Origin of the sequence: Enterococcus sp. BWT-B8, from assembly GCF_020567625.1 — a bacterium.
In the GTDB taxonomy this organism is placed as follows: Bacteria; Bacillota; Bacilli; order Lactobacillales; family Enterococcaceae; genus Enterococcus_L.
Genome location: NZ_JAJDJV010000001.1, coordinates 576,093 through 592,233 on the forward strand (window position 1 = coordinate 576,093; position 16,141 = coordinate 592,233).

Consider the following 16,141-nt stretch of genomic DNA (forward strand, 5'->3'; position numbering starts at 1 on the left):
ACGGCTTGAGTTTTTCTTAATTTCAGCCTAATTTAAAACCATAGCTCCTGGAAACGGAGTCAGACCAATTGATTAAATGAACCCTTCTTTTTCCAGCCATTCCGAAATCTGTCTTTCCAAGTCTTCAATTGTTCCCTGATTGTCAAACACAATGTCAGCCTTTTCCTTTTTTTCTTCAATCGACCATTGACTATTCACTCGTTGCAACGCCTCTTCTACTGACAATGAATCTCTTGCCATCAGCCGTTTTATCTGTTTAGCTTCAGGTATATATACAACAGCCGTTTTATCTACAAACTCCTCATATCCGTTTTCATACAGCAGCGGAATATCCGCAATGACCAAAGGATAACTTTTCTTTAGTTCATTGATTTTCCCCACAATACTTTTTTCTAAAAAGGGAGCCATCGTCTGATTTAGAAGTGCCCGCTTTTCATGGTCAGAAAAGATAAGGGTACCTAGTTTTTTTCGATTCAGCGATCCATCATTGTTTTTGATGGATTCTCCAAAAGCAGAAACAACTGCTGATAATCCCGAACTCCCAGGCTCAACCACTTCTCGTGCGATTTTGTCTGAATCTACAATTGGGAATCCTGCATTTTTAAAGACTTTCATTGCAGTTGTCTTTCCTGTAGCAATACCGCCTGTCAATCCAAGTACAAAGCTCATCAGCTTTTTCTTCCTTTCAATTTTTGACACTCAGGGCAAAAATGAGTTCCTCTTTGTGCCACTTTTATTTTTTTGATTGGGGTACCGCAGCGCATGCATGGCTCCCCTGTCTTTCCATAGGCATGTAAAGAAACTTGAAATTTCCCGGCTTCTCCCAGTGCATTCAAATAGCTTCGAATCGTCGTTCCGCCAGCTTCAACTGCTCTTCCTAAAACATCAATAATAGAGGCATATAAACGCTCAATTTCTTTCTTAGTCAAAGTATCAGCAGGCTGTTCGGGATGAATTTCCGCTTCCCAAAGTGCTTCATCTACATAGATATTTCCTAAGCCGGTAACTAGTTTTTGATCAAGCAGAAGTGGTTTAATGGCTTTATGATGTCTTTTGAGGCCTTCTCTAAATGGTGAGAATATGAATACTTCAGGAACAGGTTCAGGTCCTAAAGATAAAATTCCTTTATATTGGCTCGACTGGTCCTTTTCCACAAGAACCATCCTTCCGAATTTTCTCACATCAAGGTAACGGAGCTCTGTATGATCTTCAAAAATAAAGCGGACATGTGTATGTTTTACAAGCAGATCATTTTCTGATTCATGAAACTCATATTTTCCCTCCATACGTAAATGAGAGATTAAATCATACTCTGTCAGCTTAAAAATCAAAAATTTCCCTCTACGCTCCACTCTATTTATTTTCTGTCCAATTAAGGACAGTTCAAACAGATCCTTTTCAGGCTGTTCAATGATTTTTCCCCATAAAACTTCTACAGCTCTAATTGTTTTGCCGGTAACAAGCTTTTCCAAGCCTTTTCGGACCGTTTCTACTTCTGGTAGTTCAGGCAACCTTTTCTCCTCCGTTCGAATAAATTGTATCTTGACTATCCTGCAAGTTTTATTACAGATAACTATATGGAATAAAATAGAGTGATTAAAACACTCCTTCAATAAATGTAAACTTCTTAATACTTATAACTTTACAATACCATGGATTCTCTCTCTTTTAAAGAGGAAAAATGACTGGCAAAAATTCACTCCCAGTCATTTACTATCTCCTATATTCGATTAATCAAACTTCGAAAATCATTTCATTTTTCTTTGCTTCAGTTTCTTATTTTATTGGCTACTTCGCATCATACCAGGTTTTACCCCAGCTGCTTTCTGTAATCAACGGAACCGTAAGGCTGACTGAATTTTCCATTACTTCTTTAACAAGCTCATTCAGACGATCCAGCTCAATTTCAGGCACTTCAAATACAAGCTCATCATGCACTTGTAAAAGCATCGTTGCTTCCAGCTGTTCTTCTTCCAAACGTTTTGCCATATTAATCATTGCCAGCTTAAGAATATCAGCTGCACTTCCCTGGATTGGCGTATTAATGGCTGTTCTTTCAGCGAATGAACGCAGATTGAAGTTTCGTGAATTAATATCATTCAAATAACGGCGACGGTGATACAAGGTTTCTACATATCCCTGTTCCTTTGCTTCACGAACGATCTCTTCCATATATTTTTTTACCCCTGGATATTTTTCAAAATAGGTATCAATATACTGCTGCGCCTGCTTTCTGGTAATCCCGAGATTCTGAGAAAGACCATAGTCGCTGATTCCATATACAATTCCAAAGTTTACAGCTTTTGCCTGACGACGCATATTTGGTGTCACATCTGATTCAGAGGCTAATCCAAATACCCGCATTGCCGTACTTGTATGAATATCCTGTCCTTCTAAAAAGGCTTGCTTCAGATGTTCATCACCAGAAATATGAGCCAATACTCTCAATTCAATCTGTGAATAGTCAGAAGAGAAGATCAGCCAATTTTTTTCTCTTGGAATAAACGCCTGGCGAATTTTCCGACCTTCATCCAATCGAATAGGAATATTCTGCAAATTTGGATCTACAGAGCTTAATCTCCCAGTCTGAGTCAGCGTTTGGACGTATCGTGTATGGATCTTGTCGTCCGGCTGAATGACTTTCAGAAGACCTTCAATATATGTAGACTGTATTTTTGCGATTTGGCGATAGGTTAAAATATCTTCGACGATCGGTGCCTGCTCTTTGAGCTGCTCCAGCACATCCACAGCCGTTGAATATCCGGTTTTAGTCTTTTTGATCACGGGCAGTCCCATTTTTTCAAATAGAATCACACCTAATTGCTTCGGTGAATTCAAATTAAATTCTTCACCCGCTTCTTTATAAATCGTCTGTTCAATCTGTCTTAGGCGTTCAGAAAACTCTACGCCCATTTCTCTTAACCGTTGTGCATCAACTCGAATCCCGGTAATTTCCATATCACCCAATATTTTTGACAGAGGCAGTTCCATTTTGTAAAAGAGGTCGGACTGGTTCTTCTCAATTAATTCTTGATCCAGCTTTTCAGATAGAAAATGGATGGCTTTTATCTTTCTGGCCAGATGACTAAAAAATGCTTCTTCATCTTCCGGAAGCCCTTTTTTGGCGCCTTTTCCATAGACGGTTTCATCAGAATGAATATGCTCATAGCCATAATATTGCGCAACACCAGCAATATCCGCACTGTTGTCATTTGTATCAAGAAGATAGGCTGCCAGTAAAACGTCAAAGTTTATCCCCTCAGTTTTTCCAGCATATCGGTTTAAAGCGACATATGTCCGTTTCATATCATAAACTTTCTTTTTGTACTTATCAGAAAACAGCCAGCTGGTAAAAGCTGAGCTTTCAAACAAAGCCAGCTCATTCGTGGTGTAAATGGTATTTTTTGTCCCCCATGCCACTCCAACAATTGGTGAGGTATGATAATTTTCTTCCATCATTTCAACATACAATGCCATGTCATCTGTAAACATTTCTTCAGTAAATGAATCTACTACTTTAAAATGAATATCCTCTATAGGCTGAATTTCTTCCTCAATATTCAACTTGTTTAGAAACTGTTTAAACTCCATTTCTTTATAAAAGGGAACAAGCTTGTCCAAATCTTTCCCTTCATATTTTAAACTGTCAATTTCCACGTCAACAGGAGCATCTATTTCAATAGTTGCCAAACGTTTGGATAAAAAGGCCTGAGCTTTATCATTAATCAAATTCTCTTTCATCTTGCTTTGCTTCAACTCGTCAATATGATCGTATATTCCTTCAACAGAACCATATTCCTTCAACAGCTTGATTGCTGTCTTTTCACCGATTTTTGTCACACCGGGAATATTATCTGAAGCATCTCCTGCAAGACCTTTCATATCAATAATTTGATTAGGCGTCAGTCCATCATATTTTTCTGCTACATGTTCAGGGGTGTATGTTTCAATATCACTGACACCTTTAACAGTAATATCCACTTTTACTGAATCAGAAGCAAGCTGAGTCAGATCCCGATCCCCGGAAAGTACCACTATATCAAACTCTTTTTTTGAAACTTTATTCGCCAGTGTACCGATAATATCATCCGCTTCGTAATTGTCCAACTCATAATATTTTACACCAAGGCCTGTCAACAGCTCACGAATATAAGGCATCTGTTCTTTAAATTCGCCCGGTGTTTTGGAACGTCCTCCTTTATATTCAGGATACCACTCCGTCCGAAAGGTTGTTTTTCCTGCATCAAAGGCAACCAACACATGAGTCGGCTCTTCCTTAGTCATGACATTTTCAAACATGTTATTAAAAGCATAGATTGCATTTGTATGTAATCCATTTTTATTTTTAAAGCGTTCTAAAGAATTATGCAAAGCAAAAAAAGCTCGAAACGCTACACTGTTGCCATCTACCAGCAATAATTTATTTTTAGCCATCTATTTTCTCCTTCTCTTCAACTTGACTCTGTTTCATTCTAACAAATATCCTTGAATTTTGCAGTAAGAAGACAACCGCTGTTTGAGAAATTCACTAAATTTCCGTTCCATCCAAATTTTTACTCTCAAAATGAACTAAAGAACCTGATAACTCCCCCATTAATTAAAGGTATAAAGACCTTTTTTCCTTATTAACAGACAAAAAAACCTTCAAGTTTTCCGGGCTTGAAGGTTTTTGAAATTAGAACAGTTTAGGAGGTCTGTTCTTTTTCGAGTTCACACAAATGAAATTATCACACTTAATTTCTTATTTGAGTTTATTCTAACCACAATTTTTGAATTTTTTATGACTGAATATTTCTTAAATTGTAAATTTTACAGGAAGACTTGGTGCATCCTGCTTAATCGCCGAGTTCTTTCGACTTCAGTTTGAAAAATTTTTTCAGGATTCAAGCGCTCTATTTCTGTTACTATTCTTTTGGAATAATCAAAAGGAAAAGCCGAACAAAAAATAATATATTTCCATACATAGAGAGGATCATCTTTAAATAATTCATATGCCTCTTTTCCTTTAAGAAAGTAGTCTTCCCTTTGCAAAGAAGGATTGTAAAATATCAGGAAACCAAGACCATCAATTAATTCTCGTGAATACTGTTTGTCCGTTAAATAATTCAGCAATACAATTCCTTCTTCTCCACTCATCTTACCAATCACTCGGCAAATTATATCTCTTGGCAAAGGGTAAGATTTTTTCAAGGACGTTTTTGCTTCTGAAATAGATTCATACTGATTGTTGCCAATTGTATTGATATATGGGATCATCAATCTTGCTGTCTTGCCGTTCCCTTTTTCCAATGCCCGACATAGTTCAAGCCGTGTATACAGCTTCTTCTCCATCATCAAACACTTAAGCAAAGCTTTTGCTGCTGTATTGTCCAAAAGACATGTTTCACCAATTAACCTGGCAGCTAATGAACGCTGTACAGGTTCAGGATCATTCAATTGTTCAATTAGTTCTTCCATACGGAAACTCTTCTCAATGAAGATATTTTCTTCAAGATAACCTCTGGAAATCAAATCATTTGATGCTGACTTCATTGACTGCTCCTTAATCGCTTCCTAGGGCAAAATATTGCCGGCAGCAAGATAAATAGCATACCAGTCTTCACGACTAAGAACAATTTTTGAGGCATCTGCAATTTCTTTGATTCTGCTGGTATTCATTGTTCCTGCAATAACTTGCATATTGGCAGGATGTCTCAAAATCCAAGCTGTCGCCAATCCGGTTGATGTGATACCATATTTGTCAGCTATTTCAACCATTTTTTCATTGAGTTCCGGGAATTTTTCATTGCCGATAAACACACCTTCAAAAAAACCATATTGATAAGGTGACCATGCTTGAATAGTCATCTCATTTAATCGGGAATAATCAAGAATACTCCCGTCGTGATCTACACTTCCTGCATCTGTCATATTCACATGGATTCCCTGGTCAACCATTCCAGTGTGCTTAATCCCAAATTGAAGCTGGTTAGCAACTAAAGGCTGAACCACAGTCTTTTTCAACAGCTCAATCTGCATCGGATTTTGATTGCTGACACCAAAATATTTTACTTTCCCTTCTGCTTCCAATTGATCAAATGCTGCTGCTACTTCTTCAGGTTCAACCAGCGTATCCGGACGATGCAGCAATAATGCATCTACATAATCAACACCCAGACGTTTTAAACTGTCTTCTACGGAATGAATGATATGCTCTTTTGAAAAATCAAACATTCCTTTACGGATTCCACACTTTGTCTGAATAAAAATATCTTCTCTGGAAATCGTACTTTCTTTCATTGCCTTCCCAAAGATTGTTTCACATTCTCCTCCGCCATAAATATCTGCATGATCAAAAAAATTGATGCCATTTTCAACTGCTGTTTCAATAATTTCCTGCGGGTGATCGGCACCGTTCATTCTCATACAGCCTAAAATAACCGCTGCAGCCTCCACACCACTATTACCAAATTGAACTTTCTTCATCAAATAGCCTCCTAAAATTTAGACATAATTGAAAAATCAGCAAACGTCGTTACCCAGCATAATCATGCGAACAAAAACAATCACTCCAGCTAATATAAACCAGTTGAATCATTGCATAATCAGTAAAAACTATATCTAGTTATCGAAAGATTTTCCAGTCACACCCTTGTATTCACTTTATTCTAACATAATTAATTGAAAGGGTTTTAATTTTTATCTTCAAGAAAATAATTTAATTGTTTTAACAGCGAATATTCATCCATTCCTGCAATGAAAATAACAGGACATTCAGATGCTTTTTTCTTAAAAATCCGATGAACAGAAGTAGTCAAAATAACATCTGCGTTCTGATATTCTGTATGAAGCCCGCCATCAATTAAGCGAATGTTTTTTCTATCTGTAAAAAAATTGGCTATCTTTTTAATGAACCTTTTTTTCTGCTCTAAATTCCATTCAAGAACAAAATAAATATTTTTCCGCTTTTCCAGAATAATTGGTGAACATGCCTCTGAAAGAATAAAGAAGTATCGTAACAATAACTGGTTTCCATCAATTTTATTAAAATGATTAAACTCTTCTTTAAGAATACTTACCATATTTGTCACTCGTTCAAACGTATTTGGATAGTATTTGACCAAATCTTTTAATGCCGAAAGATCTTCATACAGAAATCCTGCATTCATCTCATAATACAAATGAAACCCAAGCAGCGATACAAAAATTTGTATGTCAATAATAAGCTCATTGTGTTCAAAGATTTTTCTTAATCCTTTTGCTCCACTGGATGCATATTTATAAACGGTTGTTTTAGCTGCTGAATTTTCGTAGACAATTTTTTCCTGTATCAATTTACCAAATGTAAATGAAAAATGTGCTTTCACATTGAGGAACAGATACATTTCTTCAACTTGGGATAATTTGAAAAAACTGCTTTTCTTTATCTGTTTTGAAAAATTTTGAAACAATTGATTTCTCAAACAATAGTTTTTTAAATCTGTTTTAAGCATTACCGGGTTTCCCGTATTCACCCTGTTCAACTGAATTTGAATTAGCAGTCTCAAATATTGTTCCTGCAAATGATTCATTTTCATTTGGAAAAAAAGTATACAGTCTTGAGTTAACTGATTTATTTGATTTTCCAGACAACAATCCTTCAACTGAATATTCTCTTGAAAAATTAGTCGATGAATTTGAAAGATAAATTCTCTGATTTGGTGTTCGCTGCCAGTCAATTCCAGTGTATGATGCTTTAATGTCAGCTGGTAGCTTTTCAGCCATTGGCGAAGCTTGGTAATTCTCTTTCTTACTAGGGCTTCACTTTCATTTAAACGTAAAGCTAGCTCTTTGATGGATATTTTGTCTGCTGTCAGAGTTTTTTCTAAAAGAAAGATTTCAGGGGTATTAAAAATAATCATTAAACGAAATTTTTCCAGATACCAAGTATTTTTCATCCTCAAAATCACTTTATCATTCTCTTGAAATTCAAGCTGAAGCCATTTGCTGAAACCATAATCTTTCATACATTGCTGTAGTCTCAATAAATATTTCTCTGCTGTTTTTGCATGAATATAAAGCTGCTCCGCTACAAATTTAGCCGAAATCGGTTCCAGTCTACTTTGAAAAAGAGTTAAGATTTCCAACATTTTTCTTGTTTCAAAGCCTAAAATTTCCTGAATTTTCATAATAGCTCTCCAAGTATTCCCATTATCTTCTACAAAACAAACTACGCATTTCTATTATTAAATTATTTTTTCATAAAAAAAGAACGGAATCAAGCTGTTTTGCAGCAATTCCATTCAAAAAATAAATAAAATCCAAAAATATGTCAGATAAATTTATTTGCAGTATATTTTAAAGTTCAAAACCAAATATCTATTTGTGCACTTCACTCACCTTTTATACGTAAGATCATCGCATTGGATGCAACAATTATCGTACTTAAAGACATAAGTATCCCTCCGACAGCTGGATTTAAAAGAATACCAATTGGTGCCAATATTCCAGCTGCCAGAGGAATGGCCAAAATATTGTAACCTGCTCCCCACCATAAATTTTGAATCATTTTTCTTCGTGTATGCCTAGCCAGATCCAAAAGCCGAAGAATGTCCAACGGATCACTGTCAATCAGAACAACATCTGCTGACTCAATTGCAACATCTGTTCCTGCACCGATTGCGACGCCAATTGTTGCACGAGCAAGACTGGGCGCATCATTAATCCCATCTCCCACCATCATTACTTTATAATTGTTCTGAAGATATTTTTTCACTTGTGCTTCTTTATCCTCTGGTAAGAGCTCACTATAAAATTCAGTTATTCCCAGATAGTCCGCAACGATTTTAGCTGAAACGTTATTGTCTCCAGTCAGCATAACCGGCGTTATCTGCTGTTCTTTCAAACGACTGATGAACACCTGTGCTTCTGGTTTAACTATATCCCCCAAAGCAATCAATGCAACAAGTTGATTATCTATTAATAAATAGCTCAAGGTATTCCCCTGCTCTAAATACTTTTGCTTTTTCTGTTGATTTATCAAAAAAGAAAGACGAGCCAGCTCCTTTTCATTGACGATTTTTACTGTTTTTCCATTGACATTCCCTGTCAGACCGACTCCTGAGAGGCTCTGTAGCTTTTCTATATTGTATGGCTTTATCTTTTCTTCTTTCAGATAGTTCATAATACCAATAGCCAAGGGATGATTTGCATTACTTTCCAATGCCCCAATATATTTCAGACTTTCTTCACGACTGTACAACTGAGAAAACAATTCTATTCCAGTAACAGTAAATTTGCCTTCGGTTAGAGTTCCCGTTTTATCCAAAAAAATATATTGTAAATCATTTGCACGTTCCAATGCGTTTCTATTCTTAATCAAAAGACCGTGTTTAGCTGAAATAGACATTGAGCGGGCAACTACTAAAGGGATCGCCAATCCCAATGCATGTGGACAGGCAATAATAAATACTGTGACCATTCGTTCAAACGCTGTCGCCAAATCTCGTGCCAAAAAGAACCAGATAACAAATGCTGAAATTCCGACTATCAATGCTACATAAAAAAGCGCTCTTGCAACTTTGTCTGACAATGATTCCAGTTTAGATTTTTCTGACTGGGCCTGAACAACGAGGTTCATGACTTTCGATAAATAGCCGGATTCTCCGACTCCTACTACTTCAATTTCAATTGAGCCGCTGCCGTTAATGGATCCTCCGATGACTGTTTGACCCTCTAGCTTGCTGACAAGATGAGCTTCTCCCGTTACCATTGATTCATCCACGGAGGTCTGTCCTTTGATGATTCTGCCGTCAGCTGGAATCTTATCTCCAGAACGAATAACCAAGTGATCGCCTTTTTTAACTTCAGCCAGAGGAACCTCTTCCTCCTGACCTTCAACATTCATACGATATACAGTATCAGGTAAAAGAGCAGCCATTTCGTTGAGAGCATCCCCAGCATTGGACACTGCATTCATTTCAATCCAATGTCCCAGCAGCATGATGACAATCAGCGTTGCCAATTCCCCAAAAAAATCCATTACATGATCTTTCGGAAATAGACGATTCATAACAAATGCATATAAACTGTAAAAATAGGAAACTGTTATCCCCATAGCAATCAGCGTCATCATTGCCGGGGCTTTTTGATGCAGTTCTGATTTGGCTTCTGTTAAAAACGGCTGTCCGCCATAAGCAAACAAAATAGTTGCCAAAATTAAAATCAGCCAGTCTGATCCTTGAAATGTAAATTGAAAATGTAAATCTATACCCATCATAGGAGATAGAAAAATGATAGGGATTGCCAAAACGAGTGATAACCAAAACTTCTTTTTAAAATCTCCCATGTGCATGGAATGGTCCATGGCTGACATATCATGTCCAGATGAATGCACATGTTGATGTTCAGCAGACTCAGTCATAACTGTATCATGCATCTTCGCATCCTGCCCTGCCACGTTCGGAGTTCCTTGTTCCAAGCTGTGATTATGATCTTCTTCCATAGCAAGTCATCCTTCCTCAAATTTTCTTTGAAAGATTTCTCTCACTTAATTAGAGGGTAGCACAAGATGAATTCTCATTACACTAATAGACTTTCTCTGTTGTAAACCTTAATTTGACCTTATCGAACGAAGCTGCCAAAGTGTGTACTCTTTGAAATAGCCCAGATATTTCATTACACACCATATTGCATAATAGATTGAATGAAGTGGATTGGCAGAAGCTGATTCCATTTCTCTGTACATCAATTCTATTGATTTTCGATTAGGGGTGTATTTTTTCCTGAAACCGCCAGTCAGTGCATAAAAAATTTCAAAGCCCGGCTCCTTTTTTAATCGTGAAGGAGCTTTTTTTAATAATCTGTTCCTTTTTTTGCGTAGATTATTCAAAGCCCGTTCTTTTAATGATTCATCTTCTGCTTTTTGGATGAGCAGCTTGCAAAATCTTCTATATTCTTTTTTGACAATATGCTTATAAGCCATGCATGCCTGATTCATCCCTTTATAAAATACAGTCGCAACGAACAATTTTTGAACAGTCTCTTCATATTGCTGAGTACAGGAATCAAGGGATCGAGGATTTAAATCAGCAGCTGAGCTTGTTTGGTTCAATTCATTTATTATACGATATACTTTTTGCCTGTTTCTTTCTTCTATAATCTCTGTTCCTTTCATAGCTCCTCCTTAAAAATGAATTTATTTTGGCATTCAAAAAACTAAATTCCAGAAACATTATAACCAATAATTGAAAATATTTCGGTAATAAAATGATATCATGATTATTATGTGAACTCAATAGAAAAATGAAGAAAAAACGGGATGAAGAGATGGAAAAAATATGGTATATTTACCTATAAAGACGTTATCGGAGGTACGATCAGTGGCAGACAACTTAATAGAAGTAGGAAATCGCATAAGAGGTATTCGTCGGAAACATAATTATTCCATGGCTTCCTTTGCAAAACTAGTTGGGAATTCAAGTGCAAGTACAGTGAATAACTGGGAAAAGGGAAATAATCTGCCAAAAACTGACAGATTGGAAAAAATCGCTATTTTAGGAAATACAACAGTAGAATGGATCAAATTCGGAGACTTTAAAAATTACGTGGAGAATTTGCTGACAGCGTCTACACCCTCTCTTAGAATCTCTGAAGAGCAGCTTGATCAATTAATTAATACATTGCATGCAAGACATATCTCTTACGGTGATGATCTGAAAATTTTAACAGAAGCAAGAACTGTGTTTCCTAAATTATTCGAACAAGTCTATCCTTATCAGCTGTCAGAAGCTCACTCTTTGATTGCAGAAAGTGAACCGGAATATCATATTGAAAGTGACAGCAACTATCGTAAACAGCTGCTGCCGCTTATTGACAAGCTTTCAAAAGAGCCTCAAAAGATGAAACTATGGGCTGCAGGTGCTGAACTTCTAATAGAAGATGATTCCAGATTTATCGACCTTTTACAAAACTATATTAATGAAAATACCTCAAAATGACCATTTGAAAAAACAGCTGCCTATGTTACAATTATTTCTGGTCTTTTCTTTCTGATTAAAAATATTAAAATACAGCCTTGTTTTAATATTTTAAGGTATACTAATAATTAGAATTCATTCAGCAGATTTATGCTGTAAAAAAATAACTCATTAATAACACATTTATAAGAAAAGAATATGTAATTTTATCTATAAAGAAGTGAGGATTTAGATTTGAAAAAAAAGATTATTTTGACTCTTTCATTTGTTTTACTATTAAATGCTGCACCTGTTTCAGTTTTTGCTGAATCAATCGACAACAAAATTGAAGCAAAGAACCAAAAAATCAACGAAATCATTAACTCTCAGAAAGAAGCTTCCGACTATGCAGCTCTTCTGGAAAAAGAAATTGCTGCACTTGAAAAAGAATACTATGCTGTCTTGGCAGAGAAACAAGATACTGAACAGCAGCTTAATACAATGAACACCGAAATTGCTGCACTTGAAGTAAAGATTGAAAAGCGCAGCGAACAGCTTGAAGCACAGGCACGTGCAACTCAAGCAGGTCAGGATACATCAATGATTTCTGTTTTGTTAAATGCCACATCCATTTCTGATGCGATTTCAAAAGTTTTAGCTGTAAATACAATCGTTACTGCAAACAACGATATTATTCAAGCTCAGAAAGCAGATAAAGAGGAATTAAATCTCTTAAAGAATTCCCTTTTGGAACAGGTAAAAGTGTTGGAAGCGAAAACAGCTGAACTGGCTGAACAAGAAGATGCTCTTGCTCAAGCAAAGCTAGATCAAGAAATTAAGTTGAATGAACTTGCAGCCAGCTTGACAAAAGAAACAGCTGAAAAAAAACAATTTGAAGAACAAAAGGCTGAAGCCGAACGAAAGAAACAAGAAGAGCTTAAAGCACTGGAAGAACGAAAGAAAAAAATGGCTGAAGCTCAAGCCTTAGCAGAACAACAAGAAAAAGAACGCCAGGCAGCAGCTCAAAAAGCCGCTGAAGAAGCTGCTGCACAAGCTGTTGCAGATGAATCAACAGCTACTGCCGCTGTTCCCGAAACAACTGGAACGACACCTTATGAAGATACAAATAATACAAACACTGATTATACAGAAACAAGCAGCGGCTGGAGAACGCCCGTTGCCAGTGTAGTTGTTACTAGCGGATATGGTTATCGTCAAGATCCAACCGGACTTTCCGGTACTTTCCATGAAGGGATTGACTTTGGCGGAAGCTCAAGTACAGTTATTATGGCTGCTGCCACAGGAACAGTTGCCTACGTAGGATATGACAGCATGTCAGGAAACTGCGTAATTATTAAGCACAGTAATGGATATTATTCAATGTATGCTCATCTTAGCAGCACAACTGTCAACCAAGGACAATCAGTAAGTATCGGACAACAAGTTGGGTATATGGGTACAACTGGAAATTCAACAGGAGTTCACTTGCACTTTGCTATCTCAACTGGACTTTGGTCTGGCTATGTAAATCCAGCCCCTTTCTTAGGTCTTTAATTAAAATAGCAAAACATACCAGAATTAGCGGGTAGGTATTCGACGGAATATCTTACCCGCTATTGTCTATTGATAGAATATAGCGAAAGTGAACGGAAGCTCAAGCATGACCTACGAACTTCAAGTCTGTATATAACCCTAAAAAAGAGGAGATTGCCGCAGCCGCCTGTATGAGCAAGCTTCTGAAGTACATGTATTCCATAGTCTGAAATTATACAGTATACGCCAGTGTGTATACAACCTCCAGCAATTAATAAGAACAAATGCTTATGAGCAGATTATGTCACAGACCAGATAAAAATTTCAGATAGTTCCCTGATGTATCCTCTAGCCCCTATTTTTTTACATACTTGAAAAATCAAAGAGCTTTTTATTACCTCCTTGACTAACCGTAGAAAATACGATTAGAGCATTAGTATTCCTGACTCCTTAAAGATATTCCAGTCTCTGTGTGCTTCAAGGATCAGAATAAGGTGAGAACCGTAGAAGCAAAGCCCTTCGTTCCCCTAGAAAATCAAAGATTTTTACAACCTCGTTCTTCTATATTTTAACTGAGTATTTTAGCTTCTCCTAATTTTGAAGCAACTTCATCCTATTCATCTTCAATTCCTCCTGAACAATCAGGCCCAAATCTATGAGGAAATCCTCCAAATCCAGAATAACCCTGAAAGTCTCCAAGTTCTCCATCTCTTCCGTGAGGATGAAAATCTTCTATTCTCCGTTTTCCAAATCCTCTGCGATGCCCTTCAAATCCACCAAATTCAGAATGACGATATTTCCCTGAATGCATAGCATCTTCAGGAAGCTCATCCTTAATCGCCCTGGCCAGCTTTGCAATAATTGCTTCAAATTGTTCCCGTTCTTCTTGGCTAAGTAAGTCAAAAATATTTTTTTCTTCTACATTATTCATTTTTTCTGCTTCATCTGCACCAGCTTCTGTTAAGGTAATAATCATAACACGACGATCAGTTTCAGAAGGTTTTCGAGTAATAAATTCTGCTTTCTCCAGCTTTGTCAATAATTCTCCAAGTGACTGTGGTCGCATATCTAATAAATAGGTCATTTCCTTTTGACTAATTTCAGGCTGCAACTTCAAAATACTTAAAATCCTTCCTTGACCACGATGTGGATTGCCGCGTGGTCCCTCCTCTCTTCTCTTCCAAGCAAAATATCTATGCAGCAATGTTTCAAATTTCAAGTAATATTCCAATAAGTTTGAATTTTCCATTCGATTTCCTCCAGCTTCAATTAAATCCCTTTCACTATATATAAGGTACCTTTGAAACATACATTACAGGTACCTTAATAAAAAGTCAACTTCTATTTTACTCTCCAGTTTACAGAATACGGTTTATTCGGTTTTAAGGGTTCTAGATATACTAATGTCACAGGTCCCTTAGAGCTTCGTCCAGTATTCTGCTAAAACAAGTGGACACACACTATTTAAAGGAGAGTGGGACAGAAATAAAGTTCCAAGCTCTCTTCGTATCTACCCCCAAATAAACGGCAGTACAAAAGTGGAACTGGCAATTCCACTACAAATTTTATATAAAGGGAACTGGCAAAAGCAGCTGTAACTATCTTTATAAAGCAGCTGCTTATTCCCTATCTCCCTTTAACCTTGCAGAAATTCTTGACCGTCCAATCTTTTCGTTTTTCACTAACTCAAACATAACTCTTACCATTTCTTAATAGGAAAATGTTCTCTTAACAGACTGCTCTTATTTAACAGTAGTATAATATGCGGACATAACATTCGAATATCTGATAGGAACTCTTCACCTTTTTTGAACAGCCAAAATATTTTTGGAAGTGACAATTCTTCTTTTTAGCTTAACACATTTTTTTATAAGTGATCCTTAAATTTTGCAGGACCATTCTTGTAATCCTGTCTAGGAAACCACTTAAATCTTTTTGGTTTATGTCTTATTCATAAAAGTAGTAACGTTATCTGTAACAAGAGTACCACCAAAAACTCCCCGTTTTCTTATCAAATTCTTAAATAACACTCATTATTCATTCATAAAAATATGCGAATTTGCATATCTTGTTCACACTAAATTATTATTTACCAGTTATACTAATTAGCATGAGGGAATATCTTGGGGAAGAGATTTTCTTAACAATGCGTAACATCATTTCCAATATGAGTCTGCTTTCTAAAGTCATTGGTAGTTAGTGCACATAGTTATAATTTGCAGCACAGTTATTTTTTACAGAAAAAAATATATTCTCCACACTACTAACTATCAATCTTTGCTGATTGCCTTATGGTGGTCAGTTTTTTTATTTTTCATTTCCCTATTTAGAAGAAATAATCATGACAATTGTCCAGTGTATTGATCGCTTCAAAACCAAGCTATGCTTCTAATCCAAGAAATGTACAGCCTATCTGTATTACATATAAGACTACTGGATAGGCGACGAGCATTCGAAGAAGCGTAGGAGCAAGTTCTTGTATGACCTTAAGACATTCGCCAGTATAAATGCATTGCATACCAGCCTGCTAGCTTGTTACTGAGTAAACAAACAGGACTAGCAATCCCACTAGCATCAGTGAGACTGACAATTTTGCTCAAGAAGACCCTCGTTAAGCTTTATCCATCTAGTCAATATTAGAATCGAAAGAAAGAACAGTTTAAAAACTGACATAACACTTAAATTTCTAAACG

At 36.6% G+C, this 16,141-nt stretch carries 11 protein-coding genes; 2 read left to right on the forward strand and 9 right to left on the reverse strand.

The window, feature by feature from the left end:
• Nucleotides 1–72: 72 nt before the first annotated feature.
• From coaE to LI951_RS02640, 8 genes are all read right to left on the reverse strand, one after another.
• Complete coding sequence (coaE, locus tag LI951_RS02605; protein WP_202068056.1) at nucleotides 73–669, reverse strand: dephospho-CoA kinase; 597 nt, start codon at nucleotides 667–669, stop codon at nucleotides 73–75.
• Nucleotides 669–1,511 (reverse strand): DNA-formamidopyrimidine glycosylase, encoded by an 843-nt coding sequence (mutM, locus tag LI951_RS02610; RefSeq protein WP_202068055.1) that lies wholly within the window; start codon nucleotides 1,509–1,511, stop codon nucleotides 669–671. The genes coaE and mutM overlap by 1 nt, the downstream gene beginning before the upstream one ends.
• Nucleotides 1,512–1,788: 277 nt before the next feature.
• The gene (gene polA / locus LI951_RS02615; protein WP_229441169.1) at nucleotides 1,789–4,434 is read right to left on the reverse strand and encodes a DNA polymerase I; all 2,646 of its coding nucleotides are present in this window, start codon (nucleotides 4,432–4,434) and stop codon (nucleotides 1,789–1,791) included.
• 375 nt (nucleotides 4,435–4,809) lie between these two features.
• Complete coding sequence (locus LI951_RS02620; protein ID WP_202068053.1) at nucleotides 4,810–5,532, reverse strand: hypothetical protein; 723 nt, start codon at nucleotides 5,530–5,532, stop codon at nucleotides 4,810–4,812.
• Nucleotides 5,533–5,553: 21 nt separating this feature from the next.
• Nucleotides 5,554–6,465 (reverse strand): aldo/keto reductase, encoded by a 912-nt coding sequence (locus LI951_RS02625; RefSeq protein ID WP_229441170.1) that lies wholly within the window; start codon nucleotides 6,463–6,465, stop codon nucleotides 5,554–5,556.
• Between the two features lie 206 nt (nucleotides 6,466–6,671).
• On the reverse strand, nucleotides 6,672–8,147 hold the full coding sequence (locus tag LI951_RS02630) for a helix-turn-helix domain-containing protein (RefSeq protein WP_229441171.1): 1,476 nt from the start codon (nucleotides 8,145–8,147) through the stop codon (nucleotides 6,672–6,674).
• Nucleotides 8,148–8,350: 203 nt separating this feature from the next.
• On the reverse strand, nucleotides 8,351–10,381 hold the full coding sequence (locus tag LI951_RS02635; protein WP_229441282.1) for a heavy metal translocating P-type ATPase: 2,031 nt from the start codon (nucleotides 10,379–10,381) through the stop codon (nucleotides 8,351–8,353).
• Nucleotides 10,382–10,570: 189 nt separating this feature from the next.
• Entirely contained in the window at nucleotides 10,571–11,134 is a 564-nt protein-coding gene (locus LI951_RS02640; protein WP_202068050.1) for a hypothetical protein, read from the reverse strand.
• 205 nt (nucleotides 11,135–11,339) lie between these two features.
• On the opposite strand from LI951_RS02640, the gene LI951_RS02645 reads away from it, so the two are divergent.
• The gene (locus LI951_RS02645) at nucleotides 11,340–11,957 is read left to right on the forward strand and encodes a helix-turn-helix domain-containing protein (RefSeq protein ID WP_229441172.1); all 618 of its coding nucleotides are present in this window, start codon (nucleotides 11,340–11,342) and stop codon (nucleotides 11,955–11,957) included.
• Between the two features lie 213 nt (nucleotides 11,958–12,170).
• On the forward strand, nucleotides 12,171–13,469 hold the full coding sequence (locus LI951_RS02650) for a murein hydrolase activator EnvC family protein (protein WP_229441173.1): 1,299 nt from the start codon (nucleotides 12,171–12,173) through the stop codon (nucleotides 13,467–13,469).
• A gap of 592 nt (nucleotides 13,470–14,061) precedes the next feature.
• Here the strand turns inward: LI951_RS02650 and LI951_RS02655 are convergent.
• Nucleotides 14,062–14,697 carry a MarR family winged helix-turn-helix transcriptional regulator gene (locus tag LI951_RS02655; protein ID WP_202068047.1) on the reverse strand — a complete coding sequence of 212 codons (636 nt, stop codon included), beginning with the start codon at nucleotides 14,695–14,697 and terminating at the stop codon, nucleotides 14,062–14,064.
• Nucleotides 14,698–16,141 lie beyond the last annotated feature (1,444 nt).